At 67.7% G+C, this 18717-nt stretch carries 19 protein-coding genes and 2 pseudogenes; 8 read left to right on the plus strand and 13 right to left on the minus strand.

The genetic code is table 11. From position 1 onward, the window contains the following. The 3 genes and pseudogenes from VFQ64_RS03075 to carA all read right to left on the minus strand — a co-directional run. Positions 1–577, minus strand: a pseudogene (locus VFQ64_RS03075) (carbamoyl phosphate synthase large subunit); the annotation flags it as partial. Then, positions 577–999 carry a hypothetical protein gene (locus VFQ64_RS03080; RefSeq protein WP_325101834.1) on the minus strand — a complete coding sequence of 141 codons (423 nt, stop codon included), beginning with the start codon at positions 997–999 and terminating at the stop codon, positions 577–579. The gene VFQ64_RS03080 and the pseudogene VFQ64_RS03075, both read right to left, overlap by 1 nt. Continuing rightward, complete coding sequence (gene carA, locus VFQ64_RS03085) at positions 996–2306, minus strand: glutamine-hydrolyzing carbamoyl-phosphate synthase small subunit (protein WP_325101835.1); 1311 nt, start codon at positions 2304–2306, stop codon at positions 996–998. The genes VFQ64_RS03080 and carA overlap by 4 nt, the downstream gene beginning before the upstream one ends. A gap of 97 nt (positions 2307–2403) precedes the next feature. Between carA and VFQ64_RS03090 the strand changes: the two genes are divergently transcribed. The 5 genes from VFQ64_RS03090 to VFQ64_RS03110 all read left to right on the plus strand — a co-directional run bounded on the left by VFQ64_RS03090 (position 2404) and on the right by VFQ64_RS03110 (position 9031). Further along, complete coding sequence (locus VFQ64_RS03090; RefSeq protein WP_325101836.1) at positions 2404–2856, plus strand: GatB/YqeY domain-containing protein; 453 nt, start codon at positions 2404–2406, stop codon at positions 2854–2856. A gap of 219 nt (positions 2857–3075) precedes the next feature. Further along, entirely contained in the window at positions 3076–4947 is a 1872-nt protein-coding gene (gene dnaG / locus VFQ64_RS03095) for a DNA primase (RefSeq protein ID WP_325101837.1), read from the plus strand. Continuing rightward, positions 4947–6977: an RNA polymerase sigma factor RpoD gene (gene rpoD, locus VFQ64_RS03100; protein WP_325101838.1), complete on the plus strand. Its 2031-nt coding sequence runs from the start codon at positions 4947–4949 to the stop codon at positions 6975–6977. The genes dnaG and rpoD overlap by 1 nt, the downstream gene beginning before the upstream one ends. Positions 6978–7093: 116 nt before the next feature. Beyond that, a complete protein-coding gene (locus tag VFQ64_RS03105) occupies positions 7094–7264 on the plus strand; it encodes a hypothetical protein (RefSeq protein WP_325101839.1) in 171 nt (56 codons plus the stop codon). Between the two features lie 408 nt (positions 7265–7672). Further along, positions 7673–9031 (plus strand): DUF418 domain-containing protein, encoded by a 1359-nt coding sequence (locus tag VFQ64_RS03110; RefSeq protein ID WP_325101840.1) that lies wholly within the window; start codon positions 7673–7675, stop codon positions 9029–9031. Positions 9032–9108: 77 nt separating this feature from the next. Here the strand turns inward: VFQ64_RS03110 and rplS are convergent, their stop codons facing one another. The 6 genes and pseudogenes from rplS to VFQ64_RS03140 all read right to left on the minus strand — a co-directional run bounded on the left by rplS (position 9109) and on the right by VFQ64_RS03140 (position 12474). Then, positions 9109–9501, minus strand: a complete 393-nt coding sequence (gene rplS, locus VFQ64_RS03115) for a 50S ribosomal protein L19 (protein ID WP_325102107.1) — start codon at positions 9499–9501, stop codon at positions 9109–9111. 5 nt (positions 9502–9506) lie between these two features. Next, complete coding sequence (trmD, locus tag VFQ64_RS03120) at positions 9507–10235, minus strand: tRNA (guanosine(37)-N1)-methyltransferase TrmD (RefSeq protein ID WP_325101841.1); 729 nt, start codon at positions 10233–10235, stop codon at positions 9507–9509. A 7-nt stretch (positions 10236–10242) separates the two neighbouring features. Then, positions 10243–11076 carry a serine hydrolase gene (locus VFQ64_RS03125; RefSeq protein ID WP_325102108.1) on the minus strand — a complete coding sequence of 278 codons (834 nt, stop codon included), beginning with the start codon at positions 11074–11076 and terminating at the stop codon, positions 10243–10245. Further along, positions 11027–11764 (minus strand): annotated as a pseudogene (locus tag VFQ64_RS03130) (serine hydrolase domain-containing protein); the annotation flags it as partial. The pseudogene VFQ64_RS03130 and the gene VFQ64_RS03125, both read right to left, overlap by 50 nt. Positions 11765–11827: 63 nt before the next feature. Further along, positions 11828–12202 (minus strand): type II toxin-antitoxin system VapC family toxin, encoded by a 375-nt coding sequence (locus VFQ64_RS03135; RefSeq protein ID WP_325101842.1) that lies wholly within the window; start codon positions 12200–12202, stop codon positions 11828–11830. Next, a complete protein-coding gene (locus VFQ64_RS03140; RefSeq protein WP_325101843.1) occupies positions 12199–12474 on the minus strand; it encodes an AbrB/MazE/SpoVT family DNA-binding domain-containing protein in 276 nt (91 codons plus the stop codon). Before VFQ64_RS03140 ends, VFQ64_RS03135 begins: the two co-directional genes overlap by 4 nt. An 86-nt stretch (positions 12475–12560) precedes the next feature. Here VFQ64_RS03140 and VFQ64_RS03145 point away from each other — a divergent pair, with 86 nt between their 5' ends. Then, positions 12561–13469, plus strand: coding sequence for an NAD(P)/FAD-dependent oxidoreductase (locus VFQ64_RS03145; RefSeq protein WP_325101844.1), 909 nt, complete (start codon positions 12561–12563; stop codon positions 13467–13469). Between the two features lie 41 nt (positions 13470–13510). Here the strand turns inward: VFQ64_RS03145 and rimM are convergent, their stop codons facing one another. The 4 genes from rimM to ffh all read right to left on the minus strand — a co-directional run bounded on the left by rimM (position 13511) and on the right by ffh (position 16215). Then, positions 13511–13951 carry a ribosome maturation factor RimM gene (gene rimM / locus VFQ64_RS03150; RefSeq protein WP_325101845.1) on the minus strand — a complete coding sequence of 147 codons (441 nt, stop codon included), beginning with the start codon at positions 13949–13951 and terminating at the stop codon, positions 13511–13513. A 76-nt stretch (positions 13952–14027) separates the two neighbouring features. Further along, positions 14028–14180: a hypothetical protein gene (locus VFQ64_RS03155; protein ID WP_325101846.1), complete on the minus strand. Its 153-nt coding sequence runs from the start codon at positions 14178–14180 to the stop codon at positions 14028–14030. Between the two features lie 51 nt (positions 14181–14231). Continuing rightward, complete coding sequence (gene rpsP / locus VFQ64_RS03160) at positions 14232–14690, minus strand: 30S ribosomal protein S16 (protein ID WP_325101847.1); 459 nt, start codon at positions 14688–14690, stop codon at positions 14232–14234. A gap of 31 nt (positions 14691–14721) precedes the next feature. Next, positions 14722–16215: a signal recognition particle protein gene (gene ffh, locus VFQ64_RS03165; protein ID WP_325101848.1), complete on the minus strand. Its 1494-nt coding sequence runs from the start codon at positions 16213–16215 to the stop codon at positions 14722–14724. A gap of 297 nt (positions 16216–16512) precedes the next feature. Here ffh and VFQ64_RS03170 point away from each other — a divergent pair, with 297 nt between their 5' ends. Both VFQ64_RS03170 and ftsY read left to right on the plus strand, forming a co-directional pair. Further along, a complete protein-coding gene (locus VFQ64_RS03170) occupies positions 16513–17679 on the plus strand; it encodes a MiaB/RimO family radical SAM methylthiotransferase (RefSeq protein ID WP_325101849.1) in 1167 nt (388 codons plus the stop codon). Further along, entirely contained in the window at positions 17679–18614 is a 936-nt protein-coding gene (gene ftsY / locus VFQ64_RS03175; protein ID WP_325101850.1) for a signal recognition particle-docking protein FtsY, read from the plus strand. The genes VFQ64_RS03170 and ftsY overlap by 1 nt, the downstream gene beginning before the upstream one ends. The last annotated feature ends 103 nt before the right edge of the window (positions 18615–18717 follow it).

Consider the following 18717-nt stretch of genomic DNA (forward strand, 5'->3'; position numbering starts at 1 on the left):
ACTCGGTGCGATTGTAGGCGATGCCGCCGCCGGTGCCGGCCAGCGTGAAGGACGGCCGGATGATGGAAGGCAGGCCGATGAAGGCGATCGCCTCGCGCGCCTCGTCCAGGTTCCGCACCACGCGGCTGCGCGGGCTGGTGAGGCCGAGCTTGTCCATGGCGTTGCGGAACAGCTGCCGATCCTCGGCCTTGGCGATGGCCTCGCGGTTGGCGCCGATCAGCTCGATGCCGAGACGCTCCAACGTTCCATTGTCGGCCAGCGCCATCGCGGTGTTCAGCGCCGTCTGCCCGCCCATGGTCGGCAGAAGCGCGAAGCCCTCGGCGCGGTCGCCGCGTTCCTTCTCGATGATCTTCGCCACGATCTCCGGCGTGATCGGCTCGACATAGGTCGCGTCCGCTAAGTCCGGGTCGGTCATGATCGTCGCCGGGTTCGAATTGACCAGGACGACGCGGTAGCCTTCTTCACGCAGCGCCTTGGCCGCCTGCGTCCCCGAATAATCGAACTCCGCCGCCTGCCCGATGACGATCGGGCCGGCACCGATGATGAGGATGGAGGAAATGTCGGTGCGTTTTGGCATTACTCTTCTTTCACGAGCCGAAGGCCGGGGCGCTCCATTGAACGGACGCAACCAGATTGCTGCGCAGTTAACCCGGGCGAACCGATCCAGAGCATGGCCTGACCGTCAGTTGCACTTTGCAGAAAGGCTTTGCCCAACCTGCACCGCGACACGATCACATCGAGCACCTGACCCGCATCAGGCAAAAAGATGTGAGCTCCGGGCATACCTGGTGGGCCGGGTCCAATCGATACTTCAATCCGCCAGTTCTTAGCCTCGCCGAAGATGCACTCGTTGATCTTCTCCTCGGCGCGTTTGCGCATGCACGATCGACCATGCTGGGAATCTAGAGTATCCACCACGATGATATGGCTGGCGCTCACCGTGCTGCCGCATCCTTGCAGGATAAAGAAGAAGACCGTCAGGGCGACGGCGATCCTCACCCCATCATCCCCACAAACCGTTGGAACAGATACATACTGTCCTGTGGCCCCGGGCTCGCCTCCGGATGATATTGGACGCTGAACGCCCGGCCGCCGTCCAGCTCCAGCCCCGCGTTGCTGCCGTCGAACAGCGACACATGCGTCTCCGTCACCCCCGCCGGCAGCGACTGCCGCTCGACCGCGAAGCCGTGGTTCATGCTGGTGATCTCGACCCCGCCGTCACTCAGCCGCTTGACCGGGTGGTTGGCGCCGCGATGGCCCTGGAACATCTTGGTCGTGGTCGCGCCCACCGCCAGCCCGAGCAGCTGATGCCCCAGGCAGATGCCGAACAGCGGCAGCTGCGTGCGCAGCATGTCGCGGATCACCGGCACCGCATACTCGCCGGTCGCCGCCGGATCGCCCGGCCCATTGGACAGGAAGAACCCGTCCGGCGCCAGCGCCATCACGTCCTCGAACGAAGCCGTCGCCGGCACCACCGACACCCGCGCGCCGGCCAGCGCCAGGTTGCGGAAGATGTTGTGCTTGGAGCCATAGTCGATCGCTACGACGTGGGGCTTGTCGCTCGCCGCCGCGGCGCTCCCCTCCCGCTCGCGGGAGGGGTTGCCTTCTGCTCCCCTCCCGCTTGCGGGAGGGGTTGGGGGAGGGAATGTCACGGGGGCGTCGCTCGCGGACATCCCCTCCCCTAGCCCCTCCCGCAAGCGGGAGGGGGACTCCTCTGCGGCAGGAGCATACCCAAACCCCAGCCGCCAGACGCCGCCCTCCCAGCCGTAATGGGTCGCGGTCGACACCTCCCTGGCGAGGTCCATGCCCTCCAGCCCAGGCCAGCTTCGCGCCATCGCTAGCAGCGCGGCCACGTCGAACTCACCGGTACCCGAATGCGCCACGACCCCGTTGGGCGCACCCCCACCCCGAATGCGGCGCGTCAGCGCCCGCGTATCCACACCCGCCAGCCCGATCCGCGAATGCCGCGCCATCCACCCATCCAGCCGTTCCACCGCCCGAAAATTGCTCGGCGCGGTCACGTCCTCGCGCACGATCATCCCCAGCGCATGCGGCCGGTCCGCCTCGATATCGTCCGGGTTGGCGCCGACATTGCCGATATGCGGAAAGGTGAAGGTGATGATCTGCCCGGCAAAGCTCGGGTCGGTCATGATCTCCTGATAGCCGGTCATGGCGGTGTGAAAGCACACCTCGCCCACCGCCTCGCCTTCCGCGCCGAAGCCACGCCCCCACACGACCTCGCCGCTCGCGAGCACGAGCACGCCGGTGGCTCCATCGGGCGCGCGAAAAGAGGCGGCGTCGGCCATGATCGGGCGGGCACTCCGGTTTGAACAGCGATGTCGCTAGGCCACGTCGGCTAGAGACGACCCCCGGCCGCGTCAATCCATGCTATCGGCTCCGCGCATGATTCGAGACCAGATCAAAGCCGCCCAGATCGCCGCCATGAAGGCCGGCGACAAGGACACCCGCAACGCCGTCAGCCTGATCCAGGCGGCGGTGAAGAACCGCGACATCGAGGCGCGCACGCAGGCCAATGCCCCTGATGACGACGCGCTCGTCGTTGAAGTGCTGCAGAAGATGGTCAAGCAGCGCCGCGAGTCGATCGCCATGTACCGCCAGGGCGGCCGCGAGGAACTCGCCCGCGCCGAGGAGACCGAGGTCGCGGTGATCGAACGCTTCCTGCCGCAGCAGATGACCGAGGACGAGACCCGCGCCGCGATCGAGACGATCAAGGCGGAACTCGGTGCCACCGCCATGAAGGACATGGGCCGCGTCATGGCGGAGCTCAAGGCGCGCCATGCCAGCGAACTGGACATGTCAAAGGCGAGCGCGCTGGTGAAGGCGGCGCTGAGCTAAGGGCTGTCCTACAAGGAGCGGGCGGTGCTACCCGATCGTCACCCGGCTTTCAGCCGCGGAAGGCCGACCGCATTCTCATTGGCGGGGCCTGCGAACAGACGTGAATGCCGGCAACTTCGACAACTTCCGCGGTGCGAACTACCGTGAATTGCAGCAACTTCGGCAACTTCGCCATTCCGCGCTTGCCCGCTATGGCCGGGTGATGAGCGAATCGGCGCCATGACCCTCACCCCCCAATTCCTCGACGAGCTCCGCGCCCGCACCTCGCTCTCGGCGTTGATTGCCAAGACGACCAAGCTGCAAAAGGCCGGCCGCGAGATGCGCGGCTGCTGCCCGTTCCACAACGAGAAGACGCCCAGCTTCTACGTCAACGACGACAAAGGCTTCTACCACTGCTTCGGCTGTTCCGCGCATGGCGACGCGATCCGCTGGATGACCGACCAGCGCGGCCTGCCCTTCATCGATGCGGTCAAGGAGCTCGCCCAGGCGGCCGGGCTGGAGATGCCCGCGATGGACGCCCGCGCGGCCGAGAGGCAGGAGCGCGCGAAGTCGCTGCACGACGTCATGCAAGCCGCCGCCGACTGGTTCGAGCAGCAACTCGGCGGCCTCGACGGCGGTGAGGCGCAGGAACTGCTCAAGCGCCGTGGCGTCGACGACCGGACCCGGCGCGCTTTCGGCATCGGCTACGCCCCCGATGCGCGCGGCAAGCTCCGCACCGCGCTCCGCGACTTCGGCGACGTCATGCTGGTCGAGGCCGGTCTGCTCATCCAGGTCGAGGGGAAGGAGCCGTACGACCGCTTTCGCGGCCGCCTGATGATCCCGATTAAGGACGCGCGCGGCCGCGTCGTCGCGTTCGGCGGCCGGGTGATCGGGGACGGCGAGCCGAAGTACCTCAACTCGCCGGACACCCCCCTCTTCGACAAGGGCCGCACCCTCTACAATCTGGACAAGGCCGCCTCCGCGGCCCGCAAAACTGCCCGCGTGATCGTCGTCGAGGGCTATATGGACACCATCGCCCTCACCCGCGCCGGCATCGCGGAGGTGGTCGCCCCGCTGGGCACCGCGCTGACCGAGGCGCAGCTGGAGCGTCTCTGGCGCATGGTCGACGTGCCCATCTTGTGCTTCGACGGCGACACCGCCGGGCAAAAGGCGAGCCTGCGCGCCGCCCACCGCGCCCTCCCCCTGCTCCAGCCCGGTTGCTCGCTCCAATTCGCGATCCTCCCGCCCGGCCAGGACCCCGACGACCTGATCCGCGCGGGCGGCCCGCAAGCGATCGAGCCTGTGCTCCGCGCCGCGGAGCCGCTCGTCCAGCGCCTGTGGACCAGCGAACTGGCGGCTGAACCGCTCGACACCCCCGAACAGCGCGCAGGTCTGCGCCATCGCCTGACCGAGCTCGCGCAAGGCATCCAGCACCCCGGCGTCCGCACCGAATATCTCGCCGATTTCCGCCGCCGTTTCGACGCCCAGTTCGCGCCGCAGCGCCGCCCCTTCATGCCGCGAGCACCCTACAAGAAGGGGGCTAAGAGCAACTGGAAGGAACCGATCGCCCCCGCCACGGCCGAGGCCAAGGCGGTCCGTGCCGCCGGTATCGACCGCGTCCTTGCCAAGGCCGTGCTCGCCGGCCTGATCCGCCACCCGGCAGAGATCGCCCGCCACATGGAGGTGCTGGGCAGTCTCAAGCTCGCGGACGGCGCGCTCGGCCGCCTGTTCGAAGCAGTGGTCGATGTCGGGATCGAGGATCAGGCGGTTGATAGCGCTGCGCTTCGCACCATATTGGCGAAGTCCGGGTTCGACGGCATCGCCGCCGATCTGCTGCGGGCCGACACCATGCCCTACTCCTTCACCCAGGCCGATGGTGACCCGCTGCGGGCCAGCGCCGATCTGGACGAGGCGATCGCGATCATGGTCGCGGGCCCGGAGGTGGACGCGGCGCTGGCGGAGGCGACGAACGCGATGCGCCAGCGTTTCGATGACGAGGCGTTCGAGCGGCAAGTGGCGCTGGTAAAAGAGAAAGGGGCGTTGGAATTGCGCCTTGCAAACCTATGTCAGGCGAACGAAGACGCCCGGCAAGCTGTAATCGAGGGAAGTTAATGGCGGCGAAGGCTATGGCGACCGAGACGGCCGAGGCTCCCGACACGGGCGACCAGCCCTTGCTCGACCTCAACGACGCGACGATCAAGAAGGTCATCGCGCGCGCCAAGAAGCGCGGCTACATCACCTATGACCAGCTCAACGAAGCCCTGCCCCAGGGCGAGATGACCTCCGATCAGATCGAGGATGTCAGCGCGGCTCTGTCCGACATGGGCATCAACATCGTCGAGAACGACGAGGCCGGCGAGGACGGCGACGAGCCCGATCAGCCCGAGGACGAGGTCGAGACCGTCGACGTCGAGCAGGACAATTCGCCTGCGCCCGAAAAGAAGAAGGAGGTCGTCGACCGCACCGACGATCCTGTCCGCATGTACCTGCGCGAGATGGGAGCGGTCGAGCTGCTGTCGCGCGAGGGCGAGATCGCGATCGCCAAGCGCATCGAGGCCGGCCGGGATACGATGATCCTGGGGCTGTGCGAATCTCCCATCACCTTCAACGCGATCATCGACTGGTCGACGCAGTTGAATGAAGGCACCATGCAGTTGCGCGAGATCCTCGATCTCGACGCCATGCTGTCCAAGGGTCCGTCCGCCGAGCAGGTCGAGGGCGCCGAGGACGACACCGGCGAGATTAGCGAAAAGACCGCGGGCGCGACCTTCAAGGAGGAGGCCGAGCCCGAGGAGGTCGCCGTCGCCGACGAGGACGAGGAGGAGCTGACCGAGCGCCGCGCTCCGCGTCCATCCGACGACGAGGACGAGGACAACACGCTCAGTCTCGCGCAGATGGAGGAGCAGCTCAAGCCGCAGGCGCTGGAGCGCTTCGCCAACATCACCGCGCTCTACAAGAAGTTCTCCAAGGTCCAGCAGAGCCGCCTGTCGGCGATGTCCGCCGGCGGCGAGTTGTCGGGCGGCGACGAGCGCAAGTACCAGAAGCTGCGCGAGGAGCTGACCGCCGAAGTCGAGAGCGTCCAGTTCCACAACGGCAAGATCGAGTATCTCGTCGACCAGCTCTATGCCTATAACCGCCGCCTGACCGCGCTGGGCGGGCAGATGCTGCGCCTGGCCGAGCGCCACAAGGTGCCGCGCAAGGACTTCCTCGACCGCTATGTCGGCCACGAGATGGACGACACCTGGCTGCAATCGACCGCCAAGCTCGACAAGAAGTGGACCGCCTTCGCCACCAACGAGGCCGATGCGGTGGACCGCATCCGCGTCGAGATCAGCGAGATCGGCCAGCAGACCGGCATGGCGCTGGTCGAGTTCCGCCGCATCGTCAACACGGTGCAGAAGGCGGAGCGCGAGGCACGGATCGCCAAGAAGGAAATGGTCGAGGCGAACCTGCGCCTCGTCATCTCGATCGCCAAGAAATACACCAACCGCGGGCTGCAGTTCCTGGACCTGATCCAGGAAGGCAACATCGGCCTGATGAAGGCGGTGGACAAGTTCGAGTATCGGCGCGGCTACAAGTTCAGCACCTATGCGACGTGGTGGATCCGTCAGGCGATCACCCGCTCGATTGCCGACCAGGCGCGCACAATCCGCATCCCGGTCCACATGATCGAGACGATCAACAAGCTGGTGCGGACCAGCCGACAGTTCCTCCACGAGCAGGGCCGCGAGCCGACGCCGGAGGAGATGGCCGAGCGGCTTTCGATGCCGCTCGAGAAGGTCCGGAAGGTGATGAAGATCGCCAAGGAGCCGATCAGCCTCGAAACGCCGATCGGCGACGAGGAGGATTCGCATCTCGGCGACTTCATCGAGGACAAGAACGCGGTCATCCCGGTCGATGCCGCGATTCAGGCCAACTTGAAGGAAACCGTCACCCGCGTGTTGGCGTCGCTGACGCCACGAGAAGAGCGCGTGCTGCGGATGCGGTTCGGGATCGGGATGAACACCGACCACACGCTGGAGGAGGTCGGGCAGCAGTTCTCGGTCACCCGCGAGCGTATCCGCCAGATCGAGGCGAAGGCTTTGCGGAAGCTCAAGCATCCGAGCCGCAGCCGAAAGATGCGGAGCTTCCTGGACCAGTGACGGCGGCGCGACCGCCTCACGGTCAGCCGTTAATCTGATCGCGGGCTTTGGGTGCTAGCGCTACCTTGACCCCCCGAGCGAGTTGGAAGGACACGCCCGGCGACAGGAGACCAGCCATGAAGTTTGTCGAACTCAGATCGTTCGGAGGCGACTACCGGGTCGTGGCGGCCAACGTGGCCTATCTGCGTAACGAGGAGAATGGGCAGACCAAGGTTGGCCTGGTCGGAGGGGACTCGCTGCTCGTCGTGGGCACCATGGACGAGGTCGCCGCCCAGCTCGAGGGCTGACAACCTGCACCGACGTGGCGCAAGGGTGCGCCACCCCGCAGCCGCCAACCGCTCCTAAAAAAAGAGCCCCGCCGTGACGGCGGGGCTCAGTTTCTGTTCGGGAGAACAGCGACCGTCGTCACCGAGGCCGAACGAGGCGAACCGACGCGCCGGAGCAGTGTTCCACGAACAGCTTAATAACCCTGTTTGCCGACGAGTTGGTCGATAGGCGGGCCTATTTCGCCGGCGTCTGCTGTCGTTGATCCTCCCGGTTCGGCCGGATGGCGACGGCGACCTTCGCTATGATCTCGATCGCAGACTCAATCGATTCGCCGGCCGAAGGCAACATCAACGCACGCGTGCTTGCAGCCTGTGTAGCGTCGGTCTAACACACCATTGGCTCGGGGGAGCCGCGAGGGGGATAATGCTGTGACCGACGCGACCATGCCTGCGGTACAGCCGCCCGCAGAGCCGGATGGCGCGGCCCGCGTGGCGGTACTCGATATCCTGCGCGGGATCGCGATCCTCGGCATCCTGTTCATGAACATCAACGACATGGGCGGGTCGATCCACGTCCTGTTCGGCGGCGACTTCCGCCATTTCGGCTGGGGCGTGGCCGACCAGATCGTCTGGTGGTTGCGCGAGGTGCTGGCCAACGGCACCGCGCGCTGCCTGCTCGAGATGCTGTTCGGCGTCGGCATGGTGATCCTGACCGACCGCGGGGCGGCGAGCTTGGGCAAATGGCAGGTGCTGCGCGCCTATTGGTGGCGCAACATCGTGCTGTTCCTGTTCGGGCTGGCGCATGTCTGGATCTTGCTGTGGCCGGGCGACATCCTCCACACCTATGGCTTGGCGGCACTGGTGGCGGTGCTGTTCCGCAACTTTCGCGTGCGCTGGTTGCTGATCATCGGGCTGTCGCTGGCGATGCTGCAGCTGGTCGGCGCGGGCATCGGCGTCGAGATGGCGAACCGGCAGCATGCCGGCTTGGCGGCGGTGGCGGCGAAGCAGGCGGCTGGGCAGCCGATCACGACGGCAGAGAGCAACACGCTGGTCGAGTACAACAAGTCGGCCACAGCTGGCGCGAAGCGTCGGGCCGAGACAGCCGCGCGGGTGGCGGCGGAGGACAAGACCCGCACCGGCGACGGGCGCAGCTGGGCGCAAGCGGCCTGGGACGCGTGGCTGTTCATCCAGGTGCGAGGGCTGGAATTGCTGTTCGTCTGGGAGGCGGCGGGCACGATGCTGATCGGCGCCGCGCTGTACAAGCTGGGCATCATCCAGGGCGCGCGGAGCCGACGCTTCTACGCCAATCTGGTGATCGTCGCCTATGCGATCGGGCTTGGGTTCCGGGTTTGGGGCACTTGGGGGATGACGCGCTTCGACCATCTCATCCGCTTTCCCGACGCCGCGCAGGAGGTGTCGCGGCTGGCGACTACGCTGGGCCATGTTGCGCTGGTCAACTGGCTGGTGCTGACGGTGGTCGGGGCGCGGCTGCTGCGGCCGTTCGAGGCGGCGGGCAAGACCGCGCTGTCTGTCTATATCGCCCAGACGCTAATCTGCCTGTGGGTGCTGTACCCGCCCTGGGGCCTAGCATTGTACGGCGACCAGAGCTGGTGGCAGTTCATGGTAACCGCGCTGGCCATCAACGCTGTGCTGCTGATCGGCGCGAACTGGTGGGTGCGGTACTATGCGATCGCACCGGTGGAGTGGGCATGGCGATCGATCGTTGCGGGCAAGCGGCTGCCGTTCAGGCCGCTGGAGCGTTCGACCTCGGCGGTGGCGGAAGCCTGAAACGAAACCGCCGGCCAAGGGTGTTCCCCTGACCGGCGAACTTTCGATCACGCGGCGGCCACACGACCCCCGAGTGCTTACTCGGCGGCGACGGTGCCCTTGGCGGGGCGGGTATCGCGGCGCTCGGCGATGCGGGCCGACTTGCCGGTGCGGCCGCGCAGATAATAGAGCTTGGCGCGGCGGACGGCGCCCTTGCGGACCACCTCGATCGCGTCGATCGACGGCGAGTAAAGCGGGAAGACGCGCTCGACGCCCTCGCCGAAGCTCATCTTGCGGACGGTGAACGACGAGCCCATGCCCCGGTTGGAGCGGGCGATGCACACGCCCTCATAAGCCTGGACACGGGTGCGGTCGCCCTCGACGACCTTGACGCCAACACGCAGCGTGTCGCCGGGACGGAAATCGGGGATGGCGCGGGCCGCGGTCAGCTTGGCGATCTGCTCGGCCTCGAGCTGCTGGATCAGGTTCATGGTCTTCATTCGTCCGTTTCGTGCCGCGCGCCAGAGGGCGACCCGACCCGAGCGCCCTCGTGGCGCTCCCAAAGGTCCGGCCGCCTTAGCCGTGTATCGGTCTCGGCCATCGACTTTCGCCAGGCCGCGATCCTCGCATGATCCCCCGATCGCAGCACTTCGGGGATCGTGCGCCCTTCCCATGAAAATGGTCGGGTGTAATGCGGGTATTCGAGCAGCCCCGTTTCGAAGCTCTCGTCCACGCCGCTTTCCGTCGCGCCCATTACGCCGGGCAACAGCCGAACGCAAGCGTCGAGCAGGACGAGCGCGCCCATCTCTCCGCCCGACAGGACATAGTCGCCGATCGACACCGGCTCGATGGCGCGGGCCTCGAACAGCCGCTCGTCGAAGCCCTCGAACCGGCCGCACAGGATGATCGCGCCTGGGCCGGAAGCCAGGGTACGAACGCGGGTCTGGGTGAGCGGGGCACCGCGTGGGGTCATGGCAAGGATGGGCCGGGTATGCGTCACGCTGTCGAGCGCAGCGGCGACGACGTCGGCGCGCAGCACCATGCCGGCGCCACCGCCAGCGGGCGTGTCGTCCACCGAGCGATGTCGATCGGGCGCGAAGTCGCGGATCTGCACCGCGTCGAGACGCCAGCGGTCCTCGCGCAGCGCCCTGCCCGCTAGCGACTGGCCGAGCGGGCCGGGGAACATCTCCGGGTAGAGAGTGAGGACGGTGGCAGCGAAGGCCATCCCAGGTTCAGCGGTTCGCGGGGGTAAAGTCGAGCACCTGCAGGCTGAGCGCCGGTGTCGGCGCGCGCTGGACGCGGCCTGCGACACGACCCTTGGCACAGGTCCACGTGAAGCTTCCCTCCATCGCCGAGATCGGTACCACCGGCTCCGCCATCGAGCAGTCGCCGACATTTGCCTTGAGCGCGGCGATGTCGGCGCGGCGACGGGTGGCGTCGCGGTCCAGAAGGACGTTCCCGGCGAGCGGCGCGCGTTGCGGGTCGCCGGTGCTCCACGCGGTCTTGGCCGCCGCATAGGCCGCCGTGAGGCCGGTGCTGACCGGCTCCGTGCGATCGGGTGCGAGCCCCACCTCACGTAGCGCCAGCAGCGCGCGCCACGCCTGCTGGCCGGCGCCGGTATAGCTGCGGTTGGTGAAGGCGAAGATGCCCACACCGGCATCGGGGAGCATCATGACGATAGAACCAAAGCCCGGATAGCCGCCGCCATGCGTGACCACGCGGCCGAGGTCGCAATCGTCGACCACGCTCCACCCCATCGCGTAGCTGACCGCCTGACGACAGGCGCTGCCGAGCGACGGCGGCCGCATGCGCGCCTCGGTGAAATTGGAGCCGCGGACGATCTCGCGCACGGTGGCGCGGGCGACCGGCCCGGCATCGGCGCCGTCGCGGGCCGGCCAGGCGGAGAGCAGGAACGCCACCCAGCGCCAGTAATCGTTGGCGGTGGTCTCCACCCCCCCCCATCGCGCCGAACGCGCCGTCGGCCATGTCCGGCTCGCGGACCCAGGTCTCGTCCTGCCAGCGGAAGCCGCGCGCGCGTTCTGCGCCCAGATTGGCGAAGATGTCATAGCCGGAATTGCGCATCCCGAGCGGGGCGAGCAGCTGGCGTCCGATATAGTCCTGATAGCGCACGCCCGATACGTTGCCGACGATGCGGCCGAGCAGCGCATAGCCGAAATTGGAATACTCCATTCGAATGCCGGGCGCGTTGGCGAATGCGACGCCCGCGTCCAGCATGGCCGAGAAGCCGTCCTCCGACAGCGGCTGCTGACGGTCGCCCCAGGGATTGTCCTCGACGAAGCCGCCGCTGTGGTGGAGCAGGTCGCGCACGGTGATCTTGGGGCTGTCGCTGGTCGGGTAGCGCCAGCCCTTCAAGCGGTGGACATAGGTCTCGGCGGGAGCGTCGAGCGACAGCTTGCCGGCGTCGCGCAGCTTCAGGCTCGCCATGGCGGTGAACGCCTTTGACATCGACGCGATGCGGAAGCGGGTGTCGGGCGTCGCGGGCAGGCCGCGCTCGGCATCGCGCAGGCCGAGCGCGCGGACGTGGAGAAGGCGGCCGTCCTTGACGATGCCATAGGCGAGCCCGGGGACGCGGCGCTCGCGGACCAGTTCGTCGAAGATCGCGTCGACGCGGGCGATGGCGTCGATCGCGGCGGCGCGCGAGGGCTGCTGCTGAGCGGCGGGTGCGACTTGCGCCAGCGCGGCGAACGGCGCTGATGCGGCCGCCATCAGCAATGCCCATGAACATAGCTTCATTCGCTGCTCCTCAGCATTGTCGCAGTGCGCCGCCAACCTGAGCTAGCGGCCGGACGCAGGCAGTCATCGCATCCAGTTCTCGACGCGAACACCCGGCAGGCGCTCGAAATCTTCCGTATTGGCCGTCGCCACCGCCAATCCGAGCGCGAGGGCGTGCCCAGCGATCAAATGGTCATAGCGATCCCGCTCGAAGGGCAATCGCGCATAGGACATCGCCGCCGGCTGATCGAAGTTCAACACAGGCACATCGGCGAGGAATTGATCCAGCACCTCGATTGCCGGCGCTTCGCCTCGCAACGCTCCGAGCGCGACTTCCGCATAAACGATGGACGAGGTCACCAGATCGCCCTCGTCACACGCGGCCATGCGCGCGCGGAGCGGAAGGTGGGCGCCGCGCAGCGCCGCGATGATGATGTTGCTGTCGAGCAGGTATCTCACTCGGGCGTGTAATCTTCATCCCGGAGGAGCGGGCGATGCCTAAGCACGCGATCTTCGGAAGCGATCGGCTTCAGGCCGAGGTGCTTGCCGATGCCCCAGACTTTGTCGATCGGGAACTTGCGCTTGGGCGCCTCCTTGACGCGCAGCACGAGTTCGCCATCGCGTTCCTCGAGTGTCCAGTCCTGGTTAGGCTCGATGCCGAGTGCCGCCGGAACGCGAATCGCGATGCTGTTGCCCGACTTGAAGCTGCGCGCCGGCCATTGCTTGCCCATGCCGTCCTCCGTATGCACAGGCTGTATATACGCGCGGGCGGATCGGCACAAGGAACATTGCGCCCCTCCCCTGCGTCCCTGCCGGCATGATCGACTGTCTCGTGATCGGCGGCGGCCCGGCTGGGGTGACGGCCGCGATCTATCTCGCCCGCTTCCACCTGTCCGTCCGCGTGGTCGATGCCGGGCAGAGCCGCGTCACTTGGATTCCGAAGACGCACAATCATGCGGGCTACCCCGGCGGGATCAAGGGTACCGAGTTGCTCGAGCGGATGCGCGCGCAGGCGGCGGAGTTCGGGGTCACGGTTGAAACAGGCGTGGTCGAGCATCTCGGGCGGGCCCAGGCTGGATTCGAGGCGCGGCTGACCGAAGGCGAGACGCTCGCGGCCCGCTCGGTGCTGCTCGCCACCGGCGTCGTCAACAAGCAGCCGCCGATCTCGCCCGAGCTGCACCCCGTGGCGCTAGAGCGTGGACTGATCCGCTACTGCCCGATCTGCGACGGATATGAGGTGACGGACAAGCGGGTCGGGGTGATCGGCAATCGCACCCATGGCTTCAAGGAAGCGGTGTTCCTGCGCACCTACACGAGCGACGTGACGCTGATCGCGCCCGATCAGGACATCGAGTTGTCCGACGAGGAACATGTCAAGCTGGACGAACTCGGGATCGAGGCGGTCGCCGGACCGTGCGCGAGCCTGCGCATCGAGGGCGAGCGGATCGTCGCGCCCACGCCCAGGGGAGAGTTGGAGTTCGACAGCATCTATCCGGCGCTGGGCTCGGTGATTCGGTCGGAACTGGCGATGGCGCTGGGCGCGGAGGGCTCGTCGGACGGCTGCCTGGTGGTCGACGATCACCAGCGCACCAGCATCCCTGGGCTTTACGCGGCCGGCGACGTGGTAAAGGGGCTCGACCAGATCAGCCACGCGATGGGCGAAGGCGGCGTCGCGGCGACGACAATCCGCAACGACCTGGCCGAACGGCGCAGCCTGGCGCGCTAGCTGGCCGCGCCAGGAGCGGCTCGTCCACCGACACCGGCGCCCTAGGCGATCTCGACAAAGGCGCTGTCGATGACGGCGGTGTCGCCGATCGCGCAGGCGGTGATCGGGACCATGAAGCGTCTGCCAGTGGGTCGCTCAATTTCGAGGATGTCGCCCGCACCAAAATTCTCGACGGTGACGACGTGGCCCAGCGGCTCACCGTCGACAGAAGCAGCCGCGAGGCCGATCAGGTCGGCGTGGTAATATTCGCCATCGGCGAGCGGCGGCAGTTGCGCGCGGGGGACGGTAAGCGTCGTTCCGCGCAGGCGTTCGGCAGCCGTACGGTCGGTGACCTCGGCAAAGCGGGCGACCTGGCCGCGCAGCGAGGTGAGCGTCAGGGCGCCGTCGTTGAAGCGCGTATAGCGCGAGAGGTCGTCGGTGAAGAGCTTGAGTTTAACCTCGCCGGTGAGGCCATGGGCGCCCATGACGGCGGCGAGGGTCACGACTTCTGGACTCCGCCTCTCCCCTCGCCGCTGCGCGGCTTCGCCCCTCTCCCCTGAAGGGGCGAGGGATACGGCATCATCCGGGGCTGCCTTCGGTGGGCGCGTCATCGGCGCCTTCGACCGGTGTGGTCGCCGAGCGGCCTTCGTTGGCGGCGGGTTCCCCCTCGGGTCTTTCATCGTCATTGGCAGTGCGAGGGTCCGGAAGCGTCGGCTGGGGGTCGGCGGTCATGGGTTGCTCCTTTGCGAGCATCATGAACGCGCGATCCCCAGCTTCGCTGCCTCAGGCCTCGGCCGACTCGGTCGTTTCGGAAGCCTCGTCCGCCGCGGGCGTCTCCGCGGCCGTCTCTGCGACCGGCTCCGGCGCAGGCGCGGCAGCTGCGGCGGCGGCGGCTTCTTCCGCGGCCTTCTGCTTCTCGGCCCGCTCCTCGGCGCGTTCGGTCGCCTTCTCGCCCGGCTTGCCCTTGTTCGGGTTCTCACGCGACGCGCGCTCGCGGATGCCGGCGACGTCGAGGAAGCGGGCGACGCGGTCGGTCGGCTGCGCGCCGACGCTCAGCCAATGCTTGGCGCGGTCGTTGTCGAGCGTGACGCGCTTCTCGTCGTCCTTGGCGAGCAGCGGGTTATAGGTGCCGATCTTCTCCAGATACTTGCCATCGCGGGGCGAGCGGGCGTCGGCGACGACGATACGGTAATAGGGGCGCTTCTTGGAGCCGCCGCGCGACAGACGGATGGAAATTGCCATGTAGAAAAGGTCCTTGATTGTAAGTGAGTTACTATTTCTTCGTAAACTTCTGGAAACCCGGCGGCAGCTGCTGACCGCTCGGCAATCCCGGGAGGGAGCCCGCGGGCCCGCCCATCTTGCCCATCATCTCGCCGAGCTCTGGGCCGCCCATCGCGTTGCCGAGCCCCCCGAGGCCACCCTTGCCCAGCATCGCCATCATGCCCTTGAGCCCGCCCATCTTGCGGAGCTTCTTCATCGCGGTGGCCATTTCCTGATGCATCTTCATCAGCTTGTTGACCTCCTGCACCGTGGTGCCGGAGCCCTTGGCGATGCGGATCTTGCGCTTGGCGTTGATCAGTTCGGGCTTGCCGCGCTCCTTCACCGTCATCGAACCGATCATCGCGTCCATGTGGACCAGCACCTTGTCGGTGCCGGGCGCGTCCGCCATCGCGGCCTGCGCCTTCTTCATGCCGGGGATCATGCCGGCGAGCGCGCCGAGGCCGCCCATGCGGCTCATCTGCTGGAGCTGCGCGCGCAGGTCGTTCATGTCGAACTGACCCTTGGCCATCTTGGCGGCCATGCGCTCGGCGTCTTCGACCTGGATGCTCTCGGCGGCGCGCTCGACCAGCGAGACGACGTCGCCCATCCCCAGGATGCGGCCGGCGACGCGCTCGGGGTGGAACGCCTCCAGCGCGTCCATCTTCTCGCCGGTGCCGGCGAACTTGATCGGCTTGCCGGTGACGGCGCGCATCGACAGCGCAGCACCACCGCGCGCGTCGCCGTCCATGCGGGTCAGCACGACGCCGGTCAGCGGCACCTGCGCGGAGAAGTTGGTCGCGACGTTGACCGCATCCTGGCCGGTCAGCGCATCCACGACGAGGAGGATTTCCTGTGGCCGCGCCACGTCGGCGACGGCGCGCATCTCGTCCATCAACGCCTGGTCGATGCTGGTACGACCGGCGGTGTCGAGCATGAGGACGTCGAAGCCCTGCAGCTTCGCCGCCTGCATCGCCCGCCTGGCGATGTCGACCGGCTGCTGGCCGGCGACGATCGGCAGCGTCTGGACGTCGACCTGCGCGCCCAGCGTCGCGAGCTGCTCCTGCGCGTTGGGGCGGTTGACGTCGAGCGAGGCCATCAGGACGCGCTTGCGATCTTTGCCGAGCCCGCCGCCGGAAAGGCGTCGCGCGATCTTGGCGGTGGTAGTGGTCTTGCCCGAACCCTGCAGGCCGACCATCATGATGATCGCCGGCGGGGTGACGCCGAGTTCGAGCTCGCTGGCGTCCGCGCCGAGCATCTCGATCAGCGCGTCGTGGACGATCTTGACGACCTGCTGCCCCGGCGTGACCGAGCGCAGCACGTTCTGGCCAATCGCCTTTTCGGTCGCCTTTTCGACGAACGCGCGCGCGACGGGGAGCGCCACGTCGGCCTCGAGCAGCGCGATACGGACTTCGCGCATCGCGGTGCGCACGTCGGCCTCGGTCAGCGCGCCGCGACCGCGCAGGCGGTCGAAGACGCCGCCAAGCCGGTCGCTCAAGCTCTCGAACATGCCTTCGTGACCCTCAACAATAAGCCGAACGCAAGAAACGCCGGCGGACGAAACCTCGTCGGCCAGCGTACGCGCTCCGTCGGGCGGAGGCGCGTTTCGTGCGTTCAGCAGCGGAACGTGGGTGGGCCCGTAGCGGATTGTGCCAACAAAGGCAATTCTCGTCATGCCGGGCTCGACCCGGCATCCAAGGCGCCGCGGGCGGCGTCGCCTGCGGAGAGTTGGACCCCGGCTCAAGGCCGGGGTGACGGGCTCCGGGCGGGCGTGGACTTGCCCCCTGCCCGTCCCTAAGTCGCGCCGATGCAAGCGCCCTCCCCCGTGGTCAGCCTCGGCTGCCGCCTCAACATCGCCGAGAGCGATGCGATCGCGGCGATGCTGGGGGCCAATGGCCTTGGGCGGGACGTGGCGGTGGTGAACAGCTGCGCGGTGACGGGCGAGGCGGTGAAGCAGAGCCGGGCCGCCGTACGCCGGCTGCGCAGGGCCCGTCCCGGCGCGGAACTGATCGTCACGGGTTGTGCGGCGACGATCGATCCGGCTGGGTTCGCGGGGCTGGCGGACCGGGTGGTATCGAATGCGGCCAAGCTGCTGCCGACCAGCTGGGGCGCCACCCGCGCGATCACGCCGATGGCGCGCCATGCCCGGGCGTTCGTGCCGGTGCAGAACGGGTGCGACCATGCGTGTACCTTCTGCATCATCCCGCAGGGTCGCGGCGCCAGTGTGTCGGCGCCGGTCGAGCAGGTGGTGGCGCGGGTCGGGGCGCTGGTGGCGGCGGGACATCGCGAGATCGTGCTGACCGGCGTAGACCTGACCAGCTATGCGCCCGCGCTGGGGCCGCTGTGCGAGCGGCTGCTGCGCGATACGGGAGTGGAGCGGCTGCGGCTGTCTTCGGTGGACGGGCACGAGATCGACCCGGTGCTGTTCGAGCTGCTGGCGAGCGAGCCCAGGATGATGCCGCATCTGCACTTGTCGCTGCAGGCGGGAAACGACCTGATCCTCAAGCGGATGAAGCGGCGCCACAGCCGCGCCGACGCCGTGGCGCTGGTCGCGAGGCTGAAGATGCGGCGCGACGTGGCGGTGGGCGCGGACCTGATCGCGGGTTTCCCGACCGAAACCGAGGCGATGTTCGCGGACACGCTGGCACTGCTGGACGATTGCGACATCGTCCATGCCCATATCTTCCCCTTCTCCCCGCGCGAGGGCACACCGGCGGCGCGGATGCCGCAGGTGGCGCTGGAGGTCCGGCGCGCCCGCGCGGCGCGGCTGCGCGAGGCGGCGGCGGAGCGGAAGGCGCGGTGGCTCGGATCGCTGGTCGGGACGGTGCAGGACGTGCTGGTCGAAAAGCCGGGTGACCGCGGGCACTCCCCACAGTTCGCAGAGGTACGGGTCGCGCCGGCGACGGTGGGGAGTGTGCAGCGGGTGACGATCGACAGGCTGACCGACGGCCAACTCAGCGGGACGGCACAATAATGGCGATCACCCCCTCGTGGCACGAGAAGCTGCTCGGCGGCTTTCGGCGGACCTCGGACCTGCTGGTCGGCAATCTGGCGGGGCTCGGCACCGGGCGGCTGACCGACGAGACGCTGGACGAGATCGAGGAGGCGCTGATCGCGTCCGACCTGGGCCCGGAGACCGCCGCGCGCATCCGGGCGCGGCTGGCGGAGGTCGGCGTGGAGCGCAACATGGAGGAGCTGGGCGTCCGGCTGGTCGTCGCCGAGGAGGTCGAGCGCGCGCTCGCCAAGGTCGCAAAACCGTTGGAGATCGAGGCGTTTCCGCGGCCGCAGGTGATCCTGGTGATCGGCGTCAACGGATCGGGCAAGACGACGACGATCGCCAAGCTGGCGCATCTGTTCGCCGAGCAGGACTACAGCGTCATGCTGGCGGCGGGCGATACGTTCCGCGCCGCCGCGATCGGGCAGCTCGCGACCTGGGCCGAGCGCGCGGGTGTGCCGCTGGTCGCGGGCAAGGAGGGCGGGGACGCGGCCGGGATCGTCTTTGAGGCGGTCAAACAGGCGACCGCGACCGGGATCGACGTGCTGATCGTCGACACCGCCGGCCGCTTGCAGAACAAGCGCGAACTGATGGACGAGCTGTCGAAGATCCGGCGTGTGCTGGGGCGGCTCAATCCCGCTTCGCCGCATGATGTCGTTCTCGTGCTGGACGCGACGACGGGACAGAATGCGCTCAACCAGATTGAGGTGTTCCGGGACATGGCGGGCGTGACCGGGTTGGTGATGACCAAGCTGGACGGGACGGCGCGCGGCGGTGTGCTGGTCGCGGCGGCGGAGCGGTTCGGATTGCCGATCCATGCCATCGGGGTCGGGGAAGGCATGGGCGATCTGCGGCCGTTCGATGCCAACGAGGTGAGCCGGATCATTGCGGGTGTGGAAGGGGTGCGGAAGTGAGTTCTTTTCGTCATCCCGGCCTCGAGCCGGGGTCCATCTCTCCACGCGCGACGCCGCCTGCGGCACCATGGATGCCGGCTCAAGGCCGGCATGACGGGATTGG

The sequence above is a fragment of the Sphingomonas sp. genome (genome assembly GCF_035714405.1).
Classification (GTDB): domain Bacteria; phylum Pseudomonadota; class Alphaproteobacteria; order Sphingomonadales; family Sphingomonadaceae; genus Sphingomonas.

Coding starts and splice junctions, on each gene's coding strand:
- carA (WP_325101835.1), bottom strand. CDS start 2,306: ATGGCCGACGCCGCCTCTTTTCGCGCGCCCGATGGAGCCACCGGCGTG.
- VFQ64_RS03090 (WP_325101836.1), top strand. CDS start 2,404: ATGATTCGAGACCAGATCAAAGCCGCCCAGATCGCCGCCATGAAGGCC.
- dnaG (WP_325101837.1), top strand. CDS start 3,076: ATGACCCTCACCCCCCAATTCCTCGACGAGCTCCGCGCCCGCACCTCG.
- rpoD (WP_325101838.1), top strand. CDS start 4,947: ATGGCGGCGAAGGCTATGGCGACCGAGACGGCCGAGGCTCCCGACACG.
- VFQ64_RS03105 (WP_325101839.1), top strand. CDS start 7,094: ATGAAGTTTGTCGAACTCAGATCGTTCGGAGGCGACTACCGGGTCGTG.
- rplS (WP_325102107.1), bottom strand. CDS start 9,501: ATGAACCTGATCCAGCAGCTCGAGGCCGAGCAGATCGCCAAGCTGACC.
- trmD (WP_325101841.1), bottom strand. CDS start 10,235: ATGGCCTTCGCTGCCACCGTCCTCACTCTCTACCCGGAGATGTTCCCC.
- VFQ64_RS03125 (WP_325102108.1), bottom strand. CDS start 11,076: ATGACATCTTCGCCAATCTGGGCGCAGAACGCGCGCGCGGCTTCCGCT.
- VFQ64_RS03140 (WP_325101843.1), bottom strand. CDS start 12,474: ATGGGCAAGCAATGGCCGGCGCGCAGCTTCAAGTCGGGCAACAGCATC.
- VFQ64_RS03145 (WP_325101844.1), top strand. CDS start 12,561: ATGATCGACTGTCTCGTGATCGGCGGCGGCCCGGCTGGGGTGACGGCC.
- VFQ64_RS03155 (WP_325101846.1), bottom strand. CDS start 14,180: ATGACCGCCGACCCCCAGCCGACGCTTCCGGACCCTCGCACTGCCAAT.
- rpsP (WP_325101847.1), bottom strand. CDS start 14,690: ATGGCAATTTCCATCCGTCTGTCGCGCGGCGGCTCCAAGAAGCGCCCC.
- ffh (WP_325101848.1), bottom strand. CDS start 16,215: ATGTTCGAGAGCTTGAGCGACCGGCTTGGCGGCGTCTTCGACCGCCTG.
- VFQ64_RS03170 (WP_325101849.1), top strand. CDS start 16,513: ATGCAAGCGCCCTCCCCCGTGGTCAGCCTCGGCTGCCGCCTCAACATC.
- ftsY (WP_325101850.1), top strand. CDS start 17,679: ATGGCGATCACCCCCTCGTGGCACGAGAAGCTGCTCGGCGGCTTTCGG.